The organism is Escherichia sp. TC-EC600-tetX4, from assembly GCF_019356055.1.
GTDB lineage: Bacteria > Pseudomonadota > Gammaproteobacteria > Enterobacterales > Enterobacteriaceae.
This window is the reverse complement of sequence record NZ_CP079924.1, coordinates 2,028,416-2,046,837: the sequence shown is the minus strand read 5'-3', so window position 1 is coordinate 2,046,837 and position 18,422 is coordinate 2,028,416. Positions and strand designations below refer to the sequence as shown.

Sequence of the window (18,422 nt, the reverse complement as noted above, 5' to 3'; positions counted from 1 at the left end):
TTTTTTGCGCCATCGTTGACATCATTAACAACCATCGATCAAATCACTTAACAACAGGCGGTAAGCAACGCGAAATTCTGCTACCATCCACGCACTCTTTATCTGAATAAATGGCAGCGACTATGAAATTTGTCTCTTTTAATATCAACGGCCTGCGCGCCAGACCTCACCAGCTTGAAGCCATCGTCGAAAAGCACCAACCGGATGTGATTGGCCTGCAGGAGACAAAAGTTCATGACGATATGTTTCCGCTCGAAGAGGTGGCGAAGCTCGGCTACAACGTGTTTTATCACGGGCAGAAAGGCCATTATGGCGTGGCGCTGCTGACCAAAGAGACGCCGATTGCCGTGCGTCGCGGCTTTCCCGGTGACGACGAAGAGGCGCAGCGGCGGATTATTATGGCGGAAATCCCCTCACTGCTGGGTAATGTCACCGTGATCAACGGTTACTTCCCGCAGGGTGAAAGCCGCGACCATCCGATAAAATTCCCGGCAAAAGCGCAGTTTTATCAGAATCTGCAAAACTACCTGGAAACCGAACTCAAACGTGATAATCCGGTACTGATTATGGGCGATATGAATATCAGCCCTACAGATCTGGATATCGGCATTGGCGAAGAAAACCGTAAGCGCTGGCTGCGTACCGGTAAATGCTCTTTCCTGCCGGAAGAGCGCGAATGGATGGACAGGCTGATGAGCTGGGGGTTGGTCGATACCTTCCGCCATGCGAATCCGCAAACAGCAGATCGTTTCTCATGGTTTGATTACCGCTCAAAAGGTTTTGACGATAACCGTGGTCTGCGCATCGACCTGCTGCTCGCCAGCCAACCGCTGGCAGAATGTTGCGTAGAAACCGGCATCGACTATGAAATCCGCAGCATGGAAAAACCGTCCGATCACGCCCCCGTCTGGGCGACCTTCCGCCGCTAATTTAGCAGCTCTCCTGGCTCAAACTGGGTCAGGAGAATTAACCTTGAGAAAAATCAACAAACTGTCAGTAATGATTTGTTGCCTGCCGTCCTTTGTTATACCGTCTCTGCGTTTTTAGTTGTCTGACCACTTCTCTATTATCAAGTTTGATATAGGAAACTCCACGATGAACGCTGAGCGTAAATTTCTTTTTGCCTGTCTTATTTTTGCGCTGGTCATTTACGCTATCCACGCTTTCGGTTTATTCGATCTGCTCACCGATTTACCCCACTTACAGACACTCATCCGCCAGAGCGGATTTTTCGGCTATAGCCTCTATATTCTGTTATTCATCATTGCCACCCTCTTGCTGTTACCAGGAAGCATACTGGTGATCGCGGGAGGAATAGTTTTTGGCCCGCTCTTAGGGACACTACTCTCATTAATTGCCGCCACGCTGGCCTCCTCGTGCTCATTCCTGCTGGCGCGCTGGCTGGGACGTGATTTACTGCTGAAATACGTTGGCCATAGCAATACCTTCCAGGCCATTGAAAAAGGCATTGCGCGTAACGGTATTGATTTTCTTATTCTGACCCGCTTAATCCCGTTGTTTCCTTACAATATTCAAAATTACGCTTACGGATTAACCACAATCGCCTTCTGGCCTTATACCCTTATTTCGGCACTCACGACCCTACCCGGTATTGTTATTTATACCGTGATGGCAAGCGATCTCGCCAATGAAGGCATTACGCTGCGCTTTATTTTACAACTCTGTCTGGCGGGCCTGGCGCTGTTTATTCTCGTCCAGCTCGCAAAACTCTACGCCCGACACAAACATGTGGATCTGTCTGCTTCGCGCCGCAGCCCACTTACTCACCCAAAAAATGAAGGATAGAACGATGTTGCAACATTATTCAGTGTCATGGAAAAAAGGACTGGCTGCACTCTGTTTACTGGCTGTTGCTGGGCTTAGCGGCTGCGATCAACAAGAGAATGCGGCGGCAAAAGTGGAATACGACGGACTTTCGAACAGCCAACCGCTGCGTGTCGATGCCAATAACCATACGGTAACCATGCTGGTGCAAATTAATGGTCGTTTCCTCACCGACGACACTCGTCACGGTATTGTGTTTAAAGATGGCTCCAACGGACATAAATCGCTGTTTATGGGTTATGCGACCCCGAAAGCATTTTATGAAGCCCTGAAAGAGGCAGGTGGTACGCCGGGCGAAAACATGACGATGGATAATAAAGAAACGACTCATGTCACAGGCAGCAAACTGGATATTTCGGTCAACTGGCAAGGGGCGGCAAAAGCGTATTCCTTCGATGAAGTGATTGTTGACAGTAATGGCAAGAAACTGGACATGCGCTTTGGCGGTAATTTAACGGCAGCAGAAGAGAAGAAAACGGGTTGCCTGGTGTGTCTGGATAGCTGCCCGGTCGGCATCGTCAGCAATGCAACATACACTTATGGTGCGGTTGAAAAACGTGGTGAAGTTAAATTCAAAGGCAATGCCTCAGTTCTCCCGGCGGATAACACGCTGGCAACGGTTACCTTTAAAATCGCCGAATAAAGCCAGGATAAAGGATGATGATGATGCAATCGCGAAAAATCTGGTACTACCGTATAACCCTCATCATCCTGTTGTTCGCTATGCTGCTGGCATGGGCGCTGCTTCCCGGCGTCCATGAGTTTATCAATCGCAGCGTTGCGGCGTTTGCCGCCGTGGACCAACAGGGTATAGAACGCTTTATTCAGTCTTACGGCGCACTGGCGGCAGTTGTCTCGTTCTTGTTGATGATTTTGCAGGCCATTGCTGCACCGCTACCTGCGTTTTTGATCACCTTTGCCAATGCGTCGCTGTTTGGCGCGTTCTGGGGCGGCTTGCTGTCGTGGACCAGTTCGATGGCCGGCGCGGCGCTGTGCTTTTTTATCGCCAGAGTGATGGGCCGCGAAGTGGTGGAAAAATTAACCGGCAAAACCGTGCTTGACAGTATGGACGGCTTTTTCACTCGCTACGGCAAACACACCATTCTGGTCTGTCGGTTATTGCCTTTTGTCCCTTTCGATCCAATCAGCTATGCTGCCGGTTTGACTTCAATACGTTTTCGCTCGTTTTTTATCGCCACCGGGCTTGGTCAGTTACCGGCAACTATTGTTTATTCCTGGGCGGGCAGCATGTTAACAGGCGGTACTTTCTGGTTTGTCACCGGACTGTTTATTCTGTTTGCCCTGACCGTGGTGATTTTTATGGCGAAGAAAATATGGCTTGAACGCCAGAAGAGGAATGCCTGATGGGTTTACCGCCGCTTAGCAAAATTCCTTTAATTTTACGTCCACAGGCGTGGCTGCATCGTCGCCATTACGGCGAGGTGCTAAGCCCCATTCGCTGGTGGGGGCGGATCCCGTTTATCTTTTATCTGGTGTCGATGTTTGTTGGCTGGCTGGAGCGCAAACGCTCACCGCTCGATCCGGTAGTACGATCGCTTGTCAGCGCGCGCATTGCGCAAATGTGCCTGTGTGAGTTTTGTGTGGATATCACCAGTATGAAAGTCGCCGAGCGCACCGGCAGCAGCGATAAACTGCTGGCAGTGGCTGACTGGCGGCAAAGCCCGCTCTTTAGCGATGAAGAACGGCTGGCGCTGGAGTACGCCGAAGCCGCAAGCGTAACGCCGCCAACGGTCGATGATGCCCTGCGTACCCGACTGGCTGCGCATTTTGACGCTCAGGCGCTCACCGAACTGACGGCATTGATCGGCCTGCAAAATCTGTCAGCCCGTTTTAATTCTGCCATGGACATTCCCGCTCAGGGGCTGTGCCGTATTCCTGAAAAACGTTCTTAAGGAGAGATGATGCGCCATTGTGGGTGGTTGCTGGGATTGTTATCGCTGTTTTCTCTGGCAACACATGCCAGTGACTGGCAAGAAATTAAAAATGAGGCCAAAGGGCAAACCGTCTGGTTTAACGCCTGGGGCGGCGATACCGCAATTAACCGCTATCTCGACTGGGTGAGCGGCGAGATGAAAACCCATTACGCTATAAACCTGAAGATTGTCCGTCTGGCGGATGCCGCAGACGCGGTGAAGCGCATTCAGACCGAAGCCGCAGCCGGACGTAAAACGGGCGGCTCGGTGGATCTGCTCTGGGTGAACGGCGAAAACTTCCGCACCTTAAAAGAGGCCAATTTATTACAAACGGGCTGGGCGGAGACTCTGCCCAACTGGCGCTATGTCGACACACAGCTGCCGGTGCGGGAAGATTTTTCTGTGCCGACACAAGGTGCGGAATCGCCCTGGGGCGGCGCACAACTGACGTTTATCGCCCGCCGCGATGTTACGCCACAGCCACCACAAACGCCGCAAGCCTTACTGGAGTTTGCTAAAGCCAATCCCGGCACGGTTACCTATCCGCGCCCACCGGACTTTACCGGCACGGCGTTTCTTGAACAGTTGCTGATTATGCTGACGCCCGATCCCGCCGCATTAAAAGAAGCGCCGGACGATGCGACTTTCGCCCGTGTCACTGCTCCCTTGTGGCAATATCTTGATGTGCTGCATCCGTATTTGTGGCGCGAAGGAAAGGATTTCCCGCCTTCACCCGCGCGGATGGATGCTCTGCTGAAAGCCGGCACATTGCGCCTGTCGCTGACCTTTAACCCCGCGCATGCGCAGCAAAAAATCGCCAGCGGCGATTTGCCTGCAAGCAGTTACAGTTTTGGCTTTCGCGAGGGGATGATTGGCAACGTGCATTTCGTCACCATTCCTGCCAACGCGAATGCCAGTGCTGCGGCGAAGGTAGTTGCCAATTTCCTGCTCTCACCCGATGCGCAACTGCGTAAAGCAGATCCCGCTGTCTGGGGCGATCCTTCTGTTCTCGATCCGCAAAAACTGCCTGACGGGCAGCGCGAATCATTGCAATCAAGAATGCCGCAGGATCTGCCGCCGGTACTGGCTGAACCGCACGCAGGTTGGGTAAATGCGCTGGAACAAGAATGGCTACACCGTTACGGTACGCATTAATCTTTTTGCTGTGGGCGATGGTGGCGGTGATTTATGCACCGCTGATCCCGGCAGCTCTCACGCTGATATCGCCTGCTTTGTCGTTGACACACTGGCAGGCGTTATTTGCCGATCCACAGTTACCGCAGGCATTACTGGCAACGCTGGTGTCGACAACCATCGCGGCGGTCGGGGCATTGTTGATTGCCCTGCTGGTGATTGTGGCGCTGTGGCCTGGGCCGAAATGGCAGCGTATGTGCGCCCGTCTGCCGTGGCTGCTCGCCATTCCCCATGTGGCTTTTGCCACCAGCGCCCTTCTGCTCTTTGCTGACGGAGGGCTGCTTTATGACTATTTCCCGTATTTCACTCCGCCAATGGACCGATTTGGCATCGGTCTGGGCCTCACCCTTGCAGTGAAAGAAAGCGCATTTCTGCTGTGGATCTTAGCAGCAGTATTGAGCGAAAAATGGCTGTTGCAGCAGGTCATTGTGCTGGATTCGCTGGGCTACAGCCGCTGGCAATGCCTGAACTGGCTGCTGTTGCCCTCCGTCGCGCCTGCGCTGGCAATGGCGATGCTGGCGATTGTTGCCTGGTCGCTGTCGGTCGTGGATGTGGCAATTATTCTCGGGCCAGGTAATCCCCCGACGCTGGCGGTAATTAGCTGGCAGTGGTTAACCCAGGGCGACATTGACCAACAAACAAAAGGCGCGCTTGCCAGCCTGCTGTTGATGCTGTTACTCGCCGCCTACGTTTTGCTGAGCTATCTGCTATGGCGCAGCTGGCGGCGCACTATTCCCCGCGTAGATGGCGTTCGCAAGCCTGCCACGCCTTTATTGCCGGGCAATACGCTGGCGATTTTTTTACCCTTAACCGGTGTGCTGTGTGTGGTTCTGCTGGCGATCCTCGCGGATCAGTCGACGATCAATAGTGAAGCGCTCATCAACAGCCTGACAATGGGGCTGGTGGCGACATTCATCGCTTTGCTCCTGTTACTGCTGTGGCTGGAATGGGGGCCACAGCGTCGCCAGTTGTGGCTATGGTTGCCCATTTTATTACCTGCTCTGCCACTGGTGGCGGGCCAGTACACGCTGGCGCTATGGCTGAAACTGGATGGAAGCTGGACGGCGGTGGTCTGGGGGCATCTGCTGTGGGTGATGCCGTGGATGCTGTTTATCCTGCAACCCGCCTGGCAGCGCATTGATTCACGGTTAATTTTGATTGCGCAAACACTGGGCTGGTCGCGGGCCAAAATCTTCTTTTACGTGAAATGCCCACTCATGTTGCGCCCTGTGCTGATTGCCTTCGCGGTGGGATTTGCAGTCGGTATTGCGCAGTATATGCCAACGCTGTGGCTGGGCGCGGGGCGTTTTCCGACGCTCACCACTGAGGCGGTGGCATTAAGCAGCGGCGGCAGCAACGGTATTCTCGCCGCCCAGGCTTTATGGCAACTGCTATTACCGCTTATTATTTTTGCCCTGACCGCGTTAGTCGCAAAATGGGTAGGTTATGTCAGACAAGGACTCCGCTAATGCTCTGCGTGAAAAATGTTTCGCTACGTTTACCAGAAAGCCGCTTGCTGACAAACGTTAACTTTACGGTGGATAAAGGTGACATTGTCACGTTAATGGGGCCGTCTGGCTGTGGAAAATCCACTCTGTTTTCATGGATGATTGGTGCACTGGCCGAACAGTTTTCTTGTACAGGTGAGCTATGGCTCAATGAGCAACGGATTGACATCCTACCCACCGCACAGCGTCAGATTGGCATTCTTTTTCAGGATGCACTGTTATTTGACCAGTTCAGTGTCGGGCAAAATTTACTGCTGGCGCTACCGGCGACACTTAAAGGGAATGCCCGACGTAATGCCGTGAATGATGCACTTGAGCGTTCAGGCCTTGAGGGAGCTTTCCATCAGGATCCTGCCACTTTGTCTGGCGGTCAGCGAGCGCGCGTTGCTCTACTACGCGCCCTTCTCGCCCAACCAAAAGCGTTACTCCTGGATGAGCCATTCAGCCGTCTTGATGTGGCTCTGCGCGATAATTTTCGCCAGTGGGTGTTCAGCGAAGTTCGCGCCCTGGCGATCCCCGTCGTTCAGGTAACGCACGATCTCCAGGATGTTCCTGCTGATAGTTCTGTTCTGGATATGGCGCAGTGGTCAGAAAATTACAACAAACTGCGATAACGCAAAGTTTTTCTCAATGCGTCAGTTCAGAATGGCGCACTCAAAACTACAATGTCGGGATTTTCGATGAAACGTGTTTCTCAAATGACCGCGCTGGCAATGGCTTTAGGGCTGGCTTGCGCTTCTTCGTGGGCCGCTGAACTGGCGAAGCCTCTTACACTTGACCAGCTTCAACAACAAAATGGCAAAGCGATAGATACTCGCCCCAGCGCGTTTTATAACGGCTGGCCACAAACCTTAAATGGCCCTTCTGGTCATGAACTTGCCGCCTTAAACCTCTCTGCCAGCTGGCTTGACAAAATGAGCACCGAACAGCTCAACGCGTGGATCAAGCAACATAACCTGAAAACCGATGCTCCGGTGGCGCTGTACGGTAATGACAAAGATGTCGACGCCGTCAAAACGCGACTGCAAAAAGCAGGTTTAACGCATATCTCCATCCTGAGTGACGCGCTAAGCGAACCTTCCCGTCTGCAAAAACTGCCGCATTTTGAGCAGCTGGTTTATCCGCAATGGCTGCACGACCTGCAACAAGGTAAAGAGGTTACGGCGAAACCTGCCGGTGACTGGAAAGTCATTGAAGCGGCCTGGGGCGCTCCTAAGCTTTACCTTATCAGCCATATTCCCGGCGCTGACTACATCGATACCAACGAAGTGGAAAGTGAACCGCTGTGGAACAAAGTTTCTGATGAACAACTAAAAGCGATGCTGGCAAAACACGGCATTCGCCATGACACCACGGTCATTCTGTATGGGCGTGACGTATACGCTGCAGCGCGTGTGGCGCAGATTATGCTTTATGCTGGCGTGAAAGATGTGCGCCTGCTGGATGGCGGCTGGCAAACCTGGTCCGACGCGGGACTGCCTGTTGAGCGCGGAACGCCACCGAAAGTGAAAGCGGAACCGGATTTCGGCGTGAAGATCCCGGCACAACCGCAGTTGATGCTCGATATGGAACAGGCCCGTGGACTGCTGCATCGCCAGGATGCATCGCTGGTGAGCATTCGTTCGTGGCCAGAATTTATCGGTACGACCAGCGGTTACAGCTATATTAAACCAAAAGGTGAAATAGCCGGCGCACGTTGGGGACACGCTGGTAGCGACTCGACGCATATGGAAGATTTTCATAACCCGGATGGCACCATGCGCAGCGCCGATGATATTACCGCTATGTGGAAAGCGTGGAATATCAAACCAGAGCAGCAAGTTTCATTCTACTGCGGCACCGGCTGGCGCGCGTCCGAAACCTTTATGTACGCACGCGCCATGGGTTGGAAGAATGTTTCCGTGTATGACGGCGGCTGGTACGAATGGAGCAGCGATCCAAAAAATCCGGTAGCAACCGGTGAACGCGGCCCGGACAGTAGCAAATAACATTGCAATTACTGACGCTGGAGCGACTTCAGCGTCAGATACCCACTCCACACCCGCGTAAAGGTCGTCATCCAGCACAACGCACCGAAGATCCACGCAAACCACGCAAACCATGCAGGGAATAAACATCCCAGCACAAACAGTAAGATCGTTTCTGTGCCTTCGGTTAATCCCCCCAGATAGTAAAACGACTTATGTGCATAACCGGGGTTATCAATCTGATGTTTTGCTGCCAGTGCAGCAAAGGCGAGAAAACTGCTGCCCGTGCCGATAAACGCAAACAACAACCAGCCGCCTGCCAGCGCATTTTGCTCCGGTGCAGCAAGAATAAAGCCAAACGGCACCAGCGCGTAAAAGAGAAAATCGAGAGAAATATCAAGAAAGCCGCCCGCGTCGGTAAGCTCTCTGCGCCGCGCCAGCGCACCGTCCAGACCATCAAGCAGCCTGTTCAACAAAATGACGACTAGCGCCGCCAGATACCAGCCCAGCGCCAGAAACGGCAGAGCCAGCACGCCGATGGCAAATCCCACTAATGTTAAACCATCTGGCGTAATGCCCGGTTTATCAAGAACCCGCACGCACTGATGCAACAACGGTTTAATCCGGGGATGAAGATGGCGGTCTAGCACAGGCACTCCTTAAATATAAAGCCTTTCTGATTGAGCAACAGTGCGGATATTATGGCATTTTTCGCTTATCTGCCCGTGTGTAATTTATGAAAATGATTGAAGTTGTTGCCGCCATCATTGAACGTGATGGCAAAATTTTACTCGCGCAACGCCCCGCCCAGAGCGATCAGGCGGGATTATGGGAGTTTGCCGGTGGTAAAGTCGAGCCGGATGAAAGTCAGCGGCAGGCGCTGGTGCGTGAGTTACGCGAAGAACTGGGCATCGAAGCAACTGTGGGTGAATATGTTGCCAGCCATCAGCGAGAAGTTTCGGGGCGGATTATCCATCTTCATGCCTGGCACGTACCCGACTTCCACGGGACGTTACAGGCACATGAACATCAGGCGCTGGTCTGGTGCTCACCTGAAGAGGCGCTGCAATATCCGCTGGCCCCTGCTGACATTCCATTATTAGAGGCGTTTATGGCTTTACGCGCCGCCAGACCAGCGGATTAGTGCTAAGGGTTTTGTCATCACGCTGGCATTGCAGCAGTATTCCTTCGGCTTTAATTACCGCCCCTTCAGAATAATTTTGATCCTGATAAACGCAGCACTGAGTACAGGGCTGCGCTGACTGCCCGCCTGAACTGAACACTTCTGGCGGTACGTTTACCTCCACGTCCGGACGATAATGCGGGTTAGCCAGTGCAATTAATGGAAATGCTAATACTACGGCGAACAATGCTCGACTCACAGGGAACTCCTTAACGTTATTGTCTCTGCTACTGATAACGGTAGCCGGGTGGCAAAACTTTAGCGTCTGAGTTATCGCATTTGGTTATGAGATTACTCTCGTTATTAATTTGCTTTCCTGGGTCATTTTTTTCTTGCTTACCGTCACATTCTTGATGGTATAGTCGAAAACTGCAAAAGCACATGACATAAACAACATAAGCACAATCGTATTAATATATAAGGGTTTTATATCTATGGATCAGACATATTCTCTGGAGTCATTCCTCAACCATGTCCAAAAGCGCGACCCGAATCAAACCGAGTTCGCGCAAGCCGTTCGTGAAGTAATGACCACACTCTGGCCTTTTCTTGAATAAAATCCAAAATATCGCCAGATGTCATTACTGGAGCGTCTGGTTGAACCGGAGCGCGTGATCCAGTTTCGCGTGGTATGGGTTGATGATCGCAACCAGATACAGGTCAACCGTGCATGGCGTGTGCAGTTCAGCTCTGCCATCGGCCCGTACAAAGGCGGTATGCGCTTCCATCCGTCAGTTAACCTTTCCATTCTCAAATTCCTCGGCTTTGAACAAACCTTCAAAAATGCCCTGACTACTCTGCCGATGGGCGGTGGTAAAGGCGGCAGCGATTTCGATCCGAAAGGAAAAAGCGAAGGTGAAGTGATGCGTTTTTGCCAGGCGCTGATGACTGAACTGTATCGCCACCTGGGCGCGGATACCGACGTTCCGGCAGGTGATATCGGGGTTGGTGGTCGTGAAGTCGGCTTTATGGCGGGGATGATGAAAAAGCTCTCCAACAATACCGCCTGCGTCTTCACCGGTAAGGGCCTTTCATTTGGCGGCAGTCTTATTCGCCCGGAAGCTACCGGCTACGGTCTGGTTTATTTCACAGAAGCAATGCTAAAACGCCACGGTATGGGTTTTGAAGGGATGCGCGTTTCCGTTTCTGGCTCCGGCAACGTCGCCCAGTACGCTATCGAAAAAGCGATGGAATTTGGTGCTCGTGTGATCACTGCGTCAGACTCCAGCGGCACTGTAGTTGATGAAAGCGGATTCACGAAAGAGAAACTGGCACGTCTTATCGAAATCAAAGCCAGCCGCGATGGTCGAGTGGCAGATTACGCCAAAGAATTTGGTCTGGTCTATCTCGAAGGCCAACAGCCGTGGTCTCTACCGGTTGATATCGCCCTGCCTTGCGCCACCCAGAATGAACTGGATGTTGACGCCGCGCATCAGCTTATCGCTAATGGCGTTAAAGCCGTCGCCGAAGGGGCAAATATGCCGACCACCATCGAAGCGACTGAACTGTTCCAGCAGGCAGGCGTACTATTTGCACCGGGTAAAGCGGCTAATGCTGGTGGCGTCGCTACATCGGGCCTGGAAATGGCACAAAACGCTGCGCGCCTGGGCTGGAAAGCCGAGAAAGTTGACGCACGTTTGCATCACATCATGCTGGATATCCACCATGCCTGTGTTGAGCATGGTGGTGAAGGTGAGCAAACCAACTACGTGCAGGGCGCGAACATTGCCGGTTTTGTGAAGGTTGCCGATGCGATGCTGGCGCAGGGTGTGATTTAAGTTGTAAATGCCTGATGGCGCTACGCTTATCAGGCCTACAAATGGGCACAATTCATTGCAGTTACGCTCTAATGTAGGCCGGGCAAGCGCAGCGCCCCCGGCAAAATTTCAGGCGTTTATGAGTATTTAACGGATGATGCTCCCCACGGAACATTTCTTATGGGCCAACGGCATTTCTTACTGTAGTGCTCCCAAAACTGCTTGTCGTAACGATAACACGCTTCAAGTTCAGCATCCGTTAACTTTCTGCGATAGCAGCAGATATGCCAGTAAAGAAATCCCATTTGACTATTTTTTTGATAATCTTCTTCGCTTTCGAACAACTCGTGCGCCTTTCGAGAAGCAAGCATTATATAATGCCAGGCCAGTTCTTCTTCAATTGTCCCGTTTTGAAAAGCTGTGCTTGATATCGAGATCATCCATGATAATTCCGCCGCCCATATTAGCTTCGCCGAGGATTTACCGGAGCTATGATTAGCGCAATCAGAGATATAGTCTGAGGGAAAAACAGCAAATTTATTCAACAAGGCGATAACCTGCTCTGGGGCTTCCTCCATGTTTGCTTTAAAGGTATTGGCTCCATGGTCGCCAGAAAGAAAATGCTCCATTAAGGCACAATAACTTTCGCTATCTTCGATACCCCATTGATCCTCTAAAGACTCGCGTCTTTTACTTATGATATCGATCGAGTCAAAAGGAAGCACATGATATTGGAAGGTATCTTTGCCAGGTTCAGGCTTTCGCGGCCAGAACTCCAGCGTTTCAGACCATTGCTTATGATAGAATCGATAAGGTGCGATCAATTGTAGCGCCTGTAACTTCTCGATACTGAGCGGCTCAATACCTTTAGCCTGATAATAATGCAGTTGTTCTTTTTTTGCTTTAAAACCGGCCCGAACAATAAGCCCCATCATAATTAATAGATAAAGAAAAGAGCATCCCGCGGTAATCAGGCCTCTTTCATTCAAACCGTTGGATGTTATCGCTGCGAACACAAACATTACAGCGACAACACATGTTAAATAAAACCCCCACTTACAAAGCAGCATGGCCTTATTTTCTTTAATCATCCGTTCAAAATTACTATTAAATATTTCCCAGCCATTAAAAGAATACTTCTCGCTCCCAGGATGGTTTTGTAATAAAACTTTTTTCATCACATTCCCTGTTATTACATACTTTAGAGGCGATAATTTTATCCATGCAAAAAAAATATCCAACGAATTTTCTTGATCCGCTGGATATTTCAGAATATGACTCGAATAGCACGAAAGATTCACTCGCTTACGCTATCGCCCCGCTTCCGACTTCATCTGCTGGCGGACTTTTTTTCGCACTACGTTTACGCGGTGCAGCCTTTTTCTTATCAGCACTGCCACCACTGCCCGGAGCCACAATGCCGCGAAACTGCCGCACCGGCGTACGTTTGGCTTGATCAATAAGCTGATATAGCGTCCCCACCAGCGGCTGCATAAAGTCCTGATAGCGACACTGCTTTTCGCTGATTTGCGTCAGCACCGATTCCCAGTGCGCGGTCATGTCCGGTCGCGTCGCCATCTCCGGCAGCGAATGGAATAGCGCTTTTCCGGCGTCGGTGGAGTGGATATAGCGCCCTTTTTTGGTCAGGAAACCACGCTTGAACAACAGTTCAATAATCCCGGCACGCGTTGCCTCTGTCCCCAGACCATCGGTCGCACGGAGGATCTTTTTCAGATCTTTATCCTGCACAAAGCGCGCGATCCCGGTCATCGCCGAAAGCAGTGTTGCATCGGTAAAATGGCGCGGCGGCTGGGTTTGCCGCTCTACCACTTCACCTTTTTCACACAGCAACTCATCGCCTTTCGCCACCACAGGCAGTGGCGTGCCGTCGTTTTCTTCATCGCGCTCTTTGCTGCCTAACAGCGTGCGCCAGCCTGCTTCAGCAAGAAAACGCGCTTTAGCGACAAATTTGCCTTTGGCAATGTCCAGTTCGATAACACACTTGCGGAACACCGCATCCGGGCAGAATTGCATCAGATACTGACGGGCAATCAGGTTATAGACCTTCGCTTCGTTCTCCGTCAGGTTGATCGCAGAACTCCGTGCGGTCGGAATGATGGCGTGGTGCGCATCGACCTTTTTGTCATCCCAACAGCGGTTGCGTATATCTGGATCTACCACTGGCTGCGGCAACAGATCCGGTGCATGAACACTGATGGCATTCATCACCGCGTGGCGTCCGGCAAAATGTTCTTCTGGCAAATAGCGACAATCAGAACGCGGATAAGTGATTAGCTTGTGCGTTTCGTACAGTTTCTGGCAGATATCAAGCACGTTCTGCGCACTCAGACCAAAACGTTTTGCCGCTTCAATCTGCAACGCTGAAAGCGAAAAAGGCAGCGGCGCGGATTCTGATTCCCGTTTATCGTTATAGCTGGTGACAATAGCCGGTTGACCACTAATGCGGTTAACCACATGCTCCGCCAGTGGACGATGTAACAAGCGCCCTTCTTCATCCTGGTACGGTTCACACGCTTCGCTCGGTTGCCAGATAGCGGTAAACCGCTCATCGGCAGGTGTCACGATATGTGCTTTGACTTCAAAGAAGTCTTTCGCCACGAAGTTTTCAATCTCTTCATCGCGGCGCACCACCAGCCCAAGCACGGGCGTCTGCACGCGTCCCACGGAAAGTACGCCCTGATAACCGGCATTGCGACCGAGAATGGTATACGCACGGGTCATATTGATGCCGTACAGCCAGTCGGCACGCGCTCGCGCCAGCGCAGAAACGCACAGCGGTACAAACTCACTGTTGGAACGAAGACGGTCGATCGCCCGCTCAACCGCCTGCGGGTTCAGGTCGTTTATCAAGCAACGCTGTACCTGCTGGCGCTTTTCCGGTGCCAGTTGCAGATAGTCCAGCACTTCATCCACCAGCAATTGCCCTTCACGATCCGGGTCCCCGGCGTGAACGATTTCGCTGGCTTCATGCAGGAACCGTTTGATGACGTTAAGTTGTTTGGTCACGGAGGGTCGGGGCTGTAATTGCCACTTTTCCGGGACAATCGGCAAATCCGCAAGATTCCAGCGCGCATAGCGGCTGTCGTAGGCGTCTGGCTGCGCCTGCTCAAGCAGGTGACCGATACACCAGGTCACCACCTGACCATTACCGCACTCGATAAAGCCATCGCCTTTCCGGTGCGGTTTGGGCAGGACATCAGCAATGGCGCGCGCCAGACTCGGTTTTTCGGCAATAAACAACCGCATTGAATTAACGAATCTCAACCATGGCACGACCGCCGCGCGCTGGCACCAGTTCGCCAATTGCCGTCAGTTCAATGCCAAACTCGGCGGCTGTAGCTTTGACCTCATTTTCTGCTTCCGGCATGACCGCCAGCAGCAAACCGCCAGAAGTTTGCGGATCACACAGCAGATCGCGCACTTCACGCGGCATTTCACCCATCAGATGACCGTAGCTGGCAAAGTTACGTTCAGTGCCGCCAGGTACTGCGCCCAACTTAATGTACTCTTCAACACCGGGGAGTTTCGGGATCGCTTCATAGTCGACGCGTGCCTGCACACCAGCCCCCTGACACATTTCGCTCAAGTGGCCCAGCAGACCAAAGCCCGTAACGTCGGTCATCGCTTTTACGCCTTCGATGTTGGCAAAGGACGCGCCTGCGATGTTCATCCGGCACATCACTTCCGTCGCCAGTCCCTGATGTTCTGGTTTCAACAGTGATTTTTTCTCAGCCGTGGTAAGAACGCCGATCCCCAGCGGTTTCGTCAGGAACAGTTTGCATCCGGCTTGTGCGGTACTGTTTTTCTTCACCCGCTCGGTCGGTACGATCCCCGTTACCGCCAGACCAAAAATCGGCTCCGGCGCATCGATGGAGTGACCGCCAGCCAGCGCAATACCCGCCTGACGACATGCATAGCGTCCACCTTCGGTCACTTCGCGGGCAATTTCTGGGGAAAGTTTGTTAATCGGCCAGCCGAGGATCGCAATCGCCATAATCGGTTTGCCCCCCATCGCGAAGATATCGCTGATGGCGTTAGTCGCCGCAATGCGGCCAAAATCGAAAGGATTATCAACGATCGGCATAAAGAAGTCGGTGGTACTGATAACGCTGGTGCCATTGCCCAGATCGTACACCGCCGCATCGTCGCGGGTTTCATTACCCACAAGCAAATTCGGATCAACAAACTTCGCCTGCTCACTATGCAGGATGGTTTCCAACACTTTTGGGGAAATTTTACAGCCGCAACCAGCTCCGTGGCTGTATTGGGTCAAACGAATCGAGTTCTCGCTCATGGACATCTCCTGTCAATGCAATCCGGGTATGGTAACCCTCATTCCGTGAAGTGATAAGTGAGAGTGTCTGAATTCCTGCGCCTTTGCTCACAATCCAGACAGTTTCGCGACAATTATCAGAAATAAGTTACAAACGGCGTCGGGTCCGGGACGTTAATCGACGTAGATGCTTTCAGCTGCGGCGTACCGAGGTAGAGAAAACCGACAATTTTATCCTGCTCACGGCAACCGAATGCTTCACGCACTACCGGACTTTCAGTTAATGCGCCACTGCGCCAGATGCCGCCAAACCCCTGGGCAACTGCTGCCATTTGCATCGCCATGACCGCGCATCCGGCAGACATTTCCTGTTCCCAGCGCGGGACTTTATGATTCTCTTCGCATTTCGCCACCACCGTGATGATGAGCGGTGCGCGGAACGGCGCATTACGGGCTTTGTCGATAGCTTTGTCATCACTACCGGCAGCAATCGCCCCCTGTTCCAGTACGGCGCTGAAACGCTCGCGCCCTTCCCCTTCAATCACAAAAAAATGCCACGGTTGCATGGACTTATGGTCCGGCGCACGCATACCCGCACGCAGGATGTTTTGCAGTTGTTCACCCGTTGGCGCGGGTTCAGCCAAGCGGGAGGCGCTACGGCGATTGATCAATAGTTCGAGTGCATCCATTTGATTAACTCCTGTCGTGATATTTATTCACAAAATTAACACGAGAGTGGATTTTGTTACAGCACAGTCCGCAATTCCTGCTGACAAGTACCGGTTGGGTCATTACGATAACCACATCTATTGCGCCTGTGACAGGTGTGACCTTAAGTTGGGAGAATACATGCGAACCCTTTGGCGATTTATTGCCGGATTTTTTAAATGGACGTGGCGTCTGCTGAATTTCGTCCGTGAAATGGTACTTAACCTGTTCTTTATTTTCCTCGTACTGGTTGGTGTGGGGATTTGGATGCAGGTCAGTGGTGGTGATTCGAAAGAAACGGCCAGTCGTGGCGCACTGCTGCTGGACATTTCTGGTGTGATCGTCGATAAACCCGACAGTTCTCAGCGGTTTAGTAAATTAAGCCGCCAGCTGCTTGGTGCCAGTTCCGATCGTCTGCAGGAAAACTCACTGTTTGATATCGTCAACACTATTCGCCAGGCGAAGGACGACCGCAATATCACCGGTATTGTGATGGATCTGAAAAACTTCGCAGGCGGCGACCAACCGTCTATGCAGTACATCGGCAAAGCTCTGAAAGAGTTTCGTGACAGCGGGAAACCGGTTTATGCCGTTGGCGAGAACTACAGCCAGGGGCAATATTATCTCGCCAGTTTCGCCAATAAAATTTGGCTGTCTCCGCAAGGCGTGGTTGATCTGCACGGCTTTGCCACCAACGGTCTGTACTACAAATCGTTGCTGGATAAGCTGAAAGTTTCCACCCATGTGTTCCGCGTGGGTACGTATAAATCTGCCGTTGAACCGTTTATTCGTGATGATATGTCACCGGCAGCCCGCGAAGCTGACAGCCGCTGGATTGGTGAGCTGTGGCAAAACTATCTGAATACTGTTGCCGCTAACCGGCAGATCCCTGCTGAGCAGGTATTCCCTGGCGCGCAAGGGTTGCTTGAGGGTTTAACCAAAACCGGTGGCGATACCGCGAAATATGCACTGGAAAACAAGCTGGTCGATGCACTGGCATCGAGTGCGGAAATCGAAAAAGCACTGACCAAAGAATTCGGCTGGAGTAAGACTGATAAAAATTATCGCGCCATCAGTTATTACGATTACGCATTGAAAACGCCGGCAGATACCGGTGACAGCATCGGTGTCGTCTTTGCTAATGGCGCAATTATGGATGGCGAGGAAACTCAGGGGAATGTTGGCGGTGATACCACTGCGGCACAAATCCGCGACGCTCGCCTTGACCCGAAAGTGAAAGCGATTGTCCTGCGTGTTAATAGCCCAGGCGGCAGCGTTACCGCGTCTGAAGTGATTCGCGCTGAACTGGCAGCAGCCCGGGCAGCGGGTAAGCCTGTGGTTGTATCGATGGGCGGCATGGCGGCATCTGGTGGTTACTGGATTTCCACGCCAGCTAATTACATTGTGGCTAACCCCAGCACCCTGACCGGTTCTATCGGTATCTTCGGCGTGATCACCACCGTAGAAAATAGTCTGGATTCGATTGGTGTTCATACTGATGGTGTCTCAACTTCACCGCTGGCGGATGTTTCTATCACCAGGGCACTGCCGCCGGAAGCGCAGCTGATGATGCAGTTAAGCATTGAGAATGGCTATAAACGCTTTATCACGCTGGTTGCTGATGCGCGTCATTCGACGCCGGAGCAGATTGATAAAATTGCCCAGGGCCACGTCTGGACCGGTCAGGATGCAAAAGCTAACGGGCTGGTCGATAGTCTCGGGGATTTCGATGATGCGGTCGCCAAAGCAGCAGAGCTGGCAAAAGTGAAACAGTGGCATCTGGAATATTACGTTGATGAACCGACCTTCTTCGACAAAGTGATGGACAACATGTCTGGTTCTGTCCGGGCAATGTTGCCAGATGCGTTCCAGGCCATGTTACCTGCACCGCTGGCCTCGGTAGCCTCTACCGTTAAAAGTGAAAGTGACAAGCTGGCCGCGTTTAATGACCCACAAAACCGTTATGCGTTTTGCCTGACCTGCGCCAACATGCGTTAAGTCTTGTACTGAGTGGCCGACAGATCGTCGGCCA

At 52.2% G+C, this 18,422-nt stretch carries 19 protein-coding genes; 13 read left to right on the top strand and 6 right to left on the bottom strand.

The features are described from left to right. Window positions 1–122 precede the first annotated feature (122 nt). From xthA to ynjE, 9 genes are all read left to right on the top strand, one after another. Entirely contained in the window at window positions 123–929 is an 807-nt protein-coding gene (gene xthA / locus KXD89_RS09830) for an exodeoxyribonuclease III (protein WP_000673918.1), read from the top strand. 166 nt (window positions 930–1,095) lie between these two features. Next, a complete protein-coding gene (locus tag KXD89_RS09825) occupies window positions 1,096–1,806 on the top strand; it encodes a TVP38/TMEM64 family protein (protein WP_001300395.1) in 711 nt (236 codons plus the stop codon). Window positions 1,807–1,810: 4 nt separating this feature from the next. Further along, complete coding sequence (ydjY, locus tag KXD89_RS09820) at window positions 1,811–2,488, top strand: lipoprotein YdjY (RefSeq protein WP_000939212.1); 678 nt, start codon at window positions 1,811–1,813, stop codon at window positions 2,486–2,488. Between the two features lie 14 nt (window positions 2,489–2,502). Further along, entirely contained in the window at window positions 2,503–3,210 is a 708-nt protein-coding gene (locus KXD89_RS09815) for a TVP38/TMEM64 family protein (protein ID WP_000980098.1), read from the top strand. Continuing rightward, window positions 3,210–3,758 (top strand): carboxymuconolactone decarboxylase family protein, encoded by a 549-nt coding sequence (locus KXD89_RS09810; RefSeq protein WP_000524097.1) that lies wholly within the window; start codon window positions 3,210–3,212, stop codon window positions 3,756–3,758. Before KXD89_RS09815 ends, KXD89_RS09810 begins: the two co-directional genes overlap by 1 nt. A 9-nt stretch (window positions 3,759–3,767) precedes the next feature. Continuing rightward, on the top strand, window positions 3,768–4,934 hold the full coding sequence (locus tag KXD89_RS09805; RefSeq protein ID WP_001215339.1) for an ABC transporter substrate-binding protein: 1,167 nt from the start codon (window positions 3,768–3,770) through the stop codon (window positions 4,932–4,934). Further along, complete coding sequence (locus tag KXD89_RS09800; RefSeq protein ID WP_000224958.1) at window positions 4,907–6,442, top strand: ABC transporter permease subunit; 1,536 nt, start codon at window positions 4,907–4,909, stop codon at window positions 6,440–6,442. The genes KXD89_RS09805 and KXD89_RS09800 overlap by 28 nt, the downstream gene beginning before the upstream one ends. Next, window positions 6,442–7,095 carry an ATP-binding cassette domain-containing protein gene (locus KXD89_RS09795; protein WP_001300558.1) on the top strand — a complete coding sequence of 218 codons (654 nt, stop codon included), beginning with the start codon at window positions 6,442–6,444 and terminating at the stop codon, window positions 7,093–7,095. The genes KXD89_RS09800 and KXD89_RS09795 overlap by 1 nt, the downstream gene beginning before the upstream one ends. Window positions 7,096–7,161: 66 nt before the next feature. Beyond that, window positions 7,162–8,469: a thiosulfate sulfurtransferase YnjE gene (gene ynjE, locus KXD89_RS09790; protein WP_001350515.1), complete on the top strand. Its 1,308-nt coding sequence runs from the start codon at window positions 7,162–7,164 to the stop codon at window positions 8,467–8,469. A gap of 8 nt (window positions 8,470–8,477) precedes the next feature. On the opposite strand, the gene KXD89_RS09785 is transcribed toward ynjE, so the two are convergent. After that, window positions 8,478–9,098, bottom strand: coding sequence for a CDP-alcohol phosphatidyltransferase family protein (locus tag KXD89_RS09785; protein WP_001295484.1), 621 nt, complete (start codon window positions 9,096–9,098; stop codon window positions 8,478–8,480). Between the two features lie 86 nt (window positions 9,099–9,184). Between KXD89_RS09785 and nudG the strand changes: the two genes are divergently transcribed. Continuing rightward, on the top strand, window positions 9,185–9,592 hold the full coding sequence (gene nudG / locus KXD89_RS09780; RefSeq protein WP_000781888.1) for a CTP pyrophosphohydrolase: 408 nt from the start codon (window positions 9,185–9,187) through the stop codon (window positions 9,590–9,592). Here the strand turns inward: nudG and KXD89_RS09775 are convergent. Continuing rightward, entirely contained in the window at window positions 9,558–9,830 is a 273-nt protein-coding gene (locus KXD89_RS09775; RefSeq protein ID WP_000085240.1) for a YnjH family protein, read from the bottom strand. The two genes, nudG and KXD89_RS09775, sit on opposite strands and share 35 nt — an antisense overlap. 235 nt (window positions 9,831–10,065) lie before the next feature. On the opposite strand from KXD89_RS09775, the gene KXD89_RS22295 reads away from it, so the two are divergent. After that, window positions 10,066–10,188: a hypothetical protein gene (locus KXD89_RS22295; RefSeq protein WP_257626012.1), complete on the top strand. Its 123-nt coding sequence runs from the start codon at window positions 10,066–10,068 to the stop codon at window positions 10,186–10,188. An 18-nt stretch (window positions 10,189–10,206) separates the two neighbouring features. Further along, a complete protein-coding gene (gdhA, locus tag KXD89_RS09770) occupies window positions 10,207–11,409 on the top strand; it encodes an NADP-specific glutamate dehydrogenase (RefSeq protein ID WP_072647314.1) in 1,203 nt (400 codons plus the stop codon). Window positions 11,410–11,525: 116 nt separating this feature from the next. Here the strand turns inward: gdhA and KXD89_RS09765 are convergent, their stop codons facing one another. From KXD89_RS09765 to KXD89_RS09750, 4 genes are all read right to left on the bottom strand, one after another. Next, window positions 11,526–12,566, bottom strand: a complete 1,041-nt coding sequence (locus KXD89_RS09765; protein ID WP_000756910.1) for a DUF1266 domain-containing protein — start codon at window positions 12,564–12,566, stop codon at window positions 11,526–11,528. A 127-nt stretch (window positions 12,567–12,693) separates the two neighbouring features. Further along, window positions 12,694–14,655 (bottom strand): DNA topoisomerase III, encoded by a 1,962-nt coding sequence (gene topB / locus KXD89_RS09760; RefSeq protein WP_001235800.1) that lies wholly within the window; start codon window positions 14,653–14,655, stop codon window positions 12,694–12,696. A 4-nt stretch (window positions 14,656–14,659) separates the two neighbouring features. Then, window positions 14,660–15,703 (bottom strand): selenide, water dikinase SelD, encoded by a 1,044-nt coding sequence (gene selD, locus KXD89_RS09755; protein ID WP_001295485.1) that lies wholly within the window; start codon window positions 15,701–15,703, stop codon window positions 14,660–14,662. Window positions 15,704–15,819: 116 nt separating this feature from the next. Continuing rightward, window positions 15,820–16,371, bottom strand: coding sequence for an NAD(P)H nitroreductase (locus tag KXD89_RS09750; RefSeq protein ID WP_000339283.1), 552 nt, complete (start codon window positions 16,369–16,371; stop codon window positions 15,820–15,822). A gap of 160 nt (window positions 16,372–16,531) precedes the next feature. Here KXD89_RS09750 and sppA point away from each other — a divergent pair, with 160 nt between their 5' ends. After that, window positions 16,532–18,388, top strand: coding sequence for a signal peptide peptidase SppA (gene sppA, locus KXD89_RS09745; protein WP_001259810.1), 1,857 nt, complete (start codon window positions 16,532–16,534; stop codon window positions 18,386–18,388). Window positions 18,389–18,422: the final 34 nt, after the last annotated feature.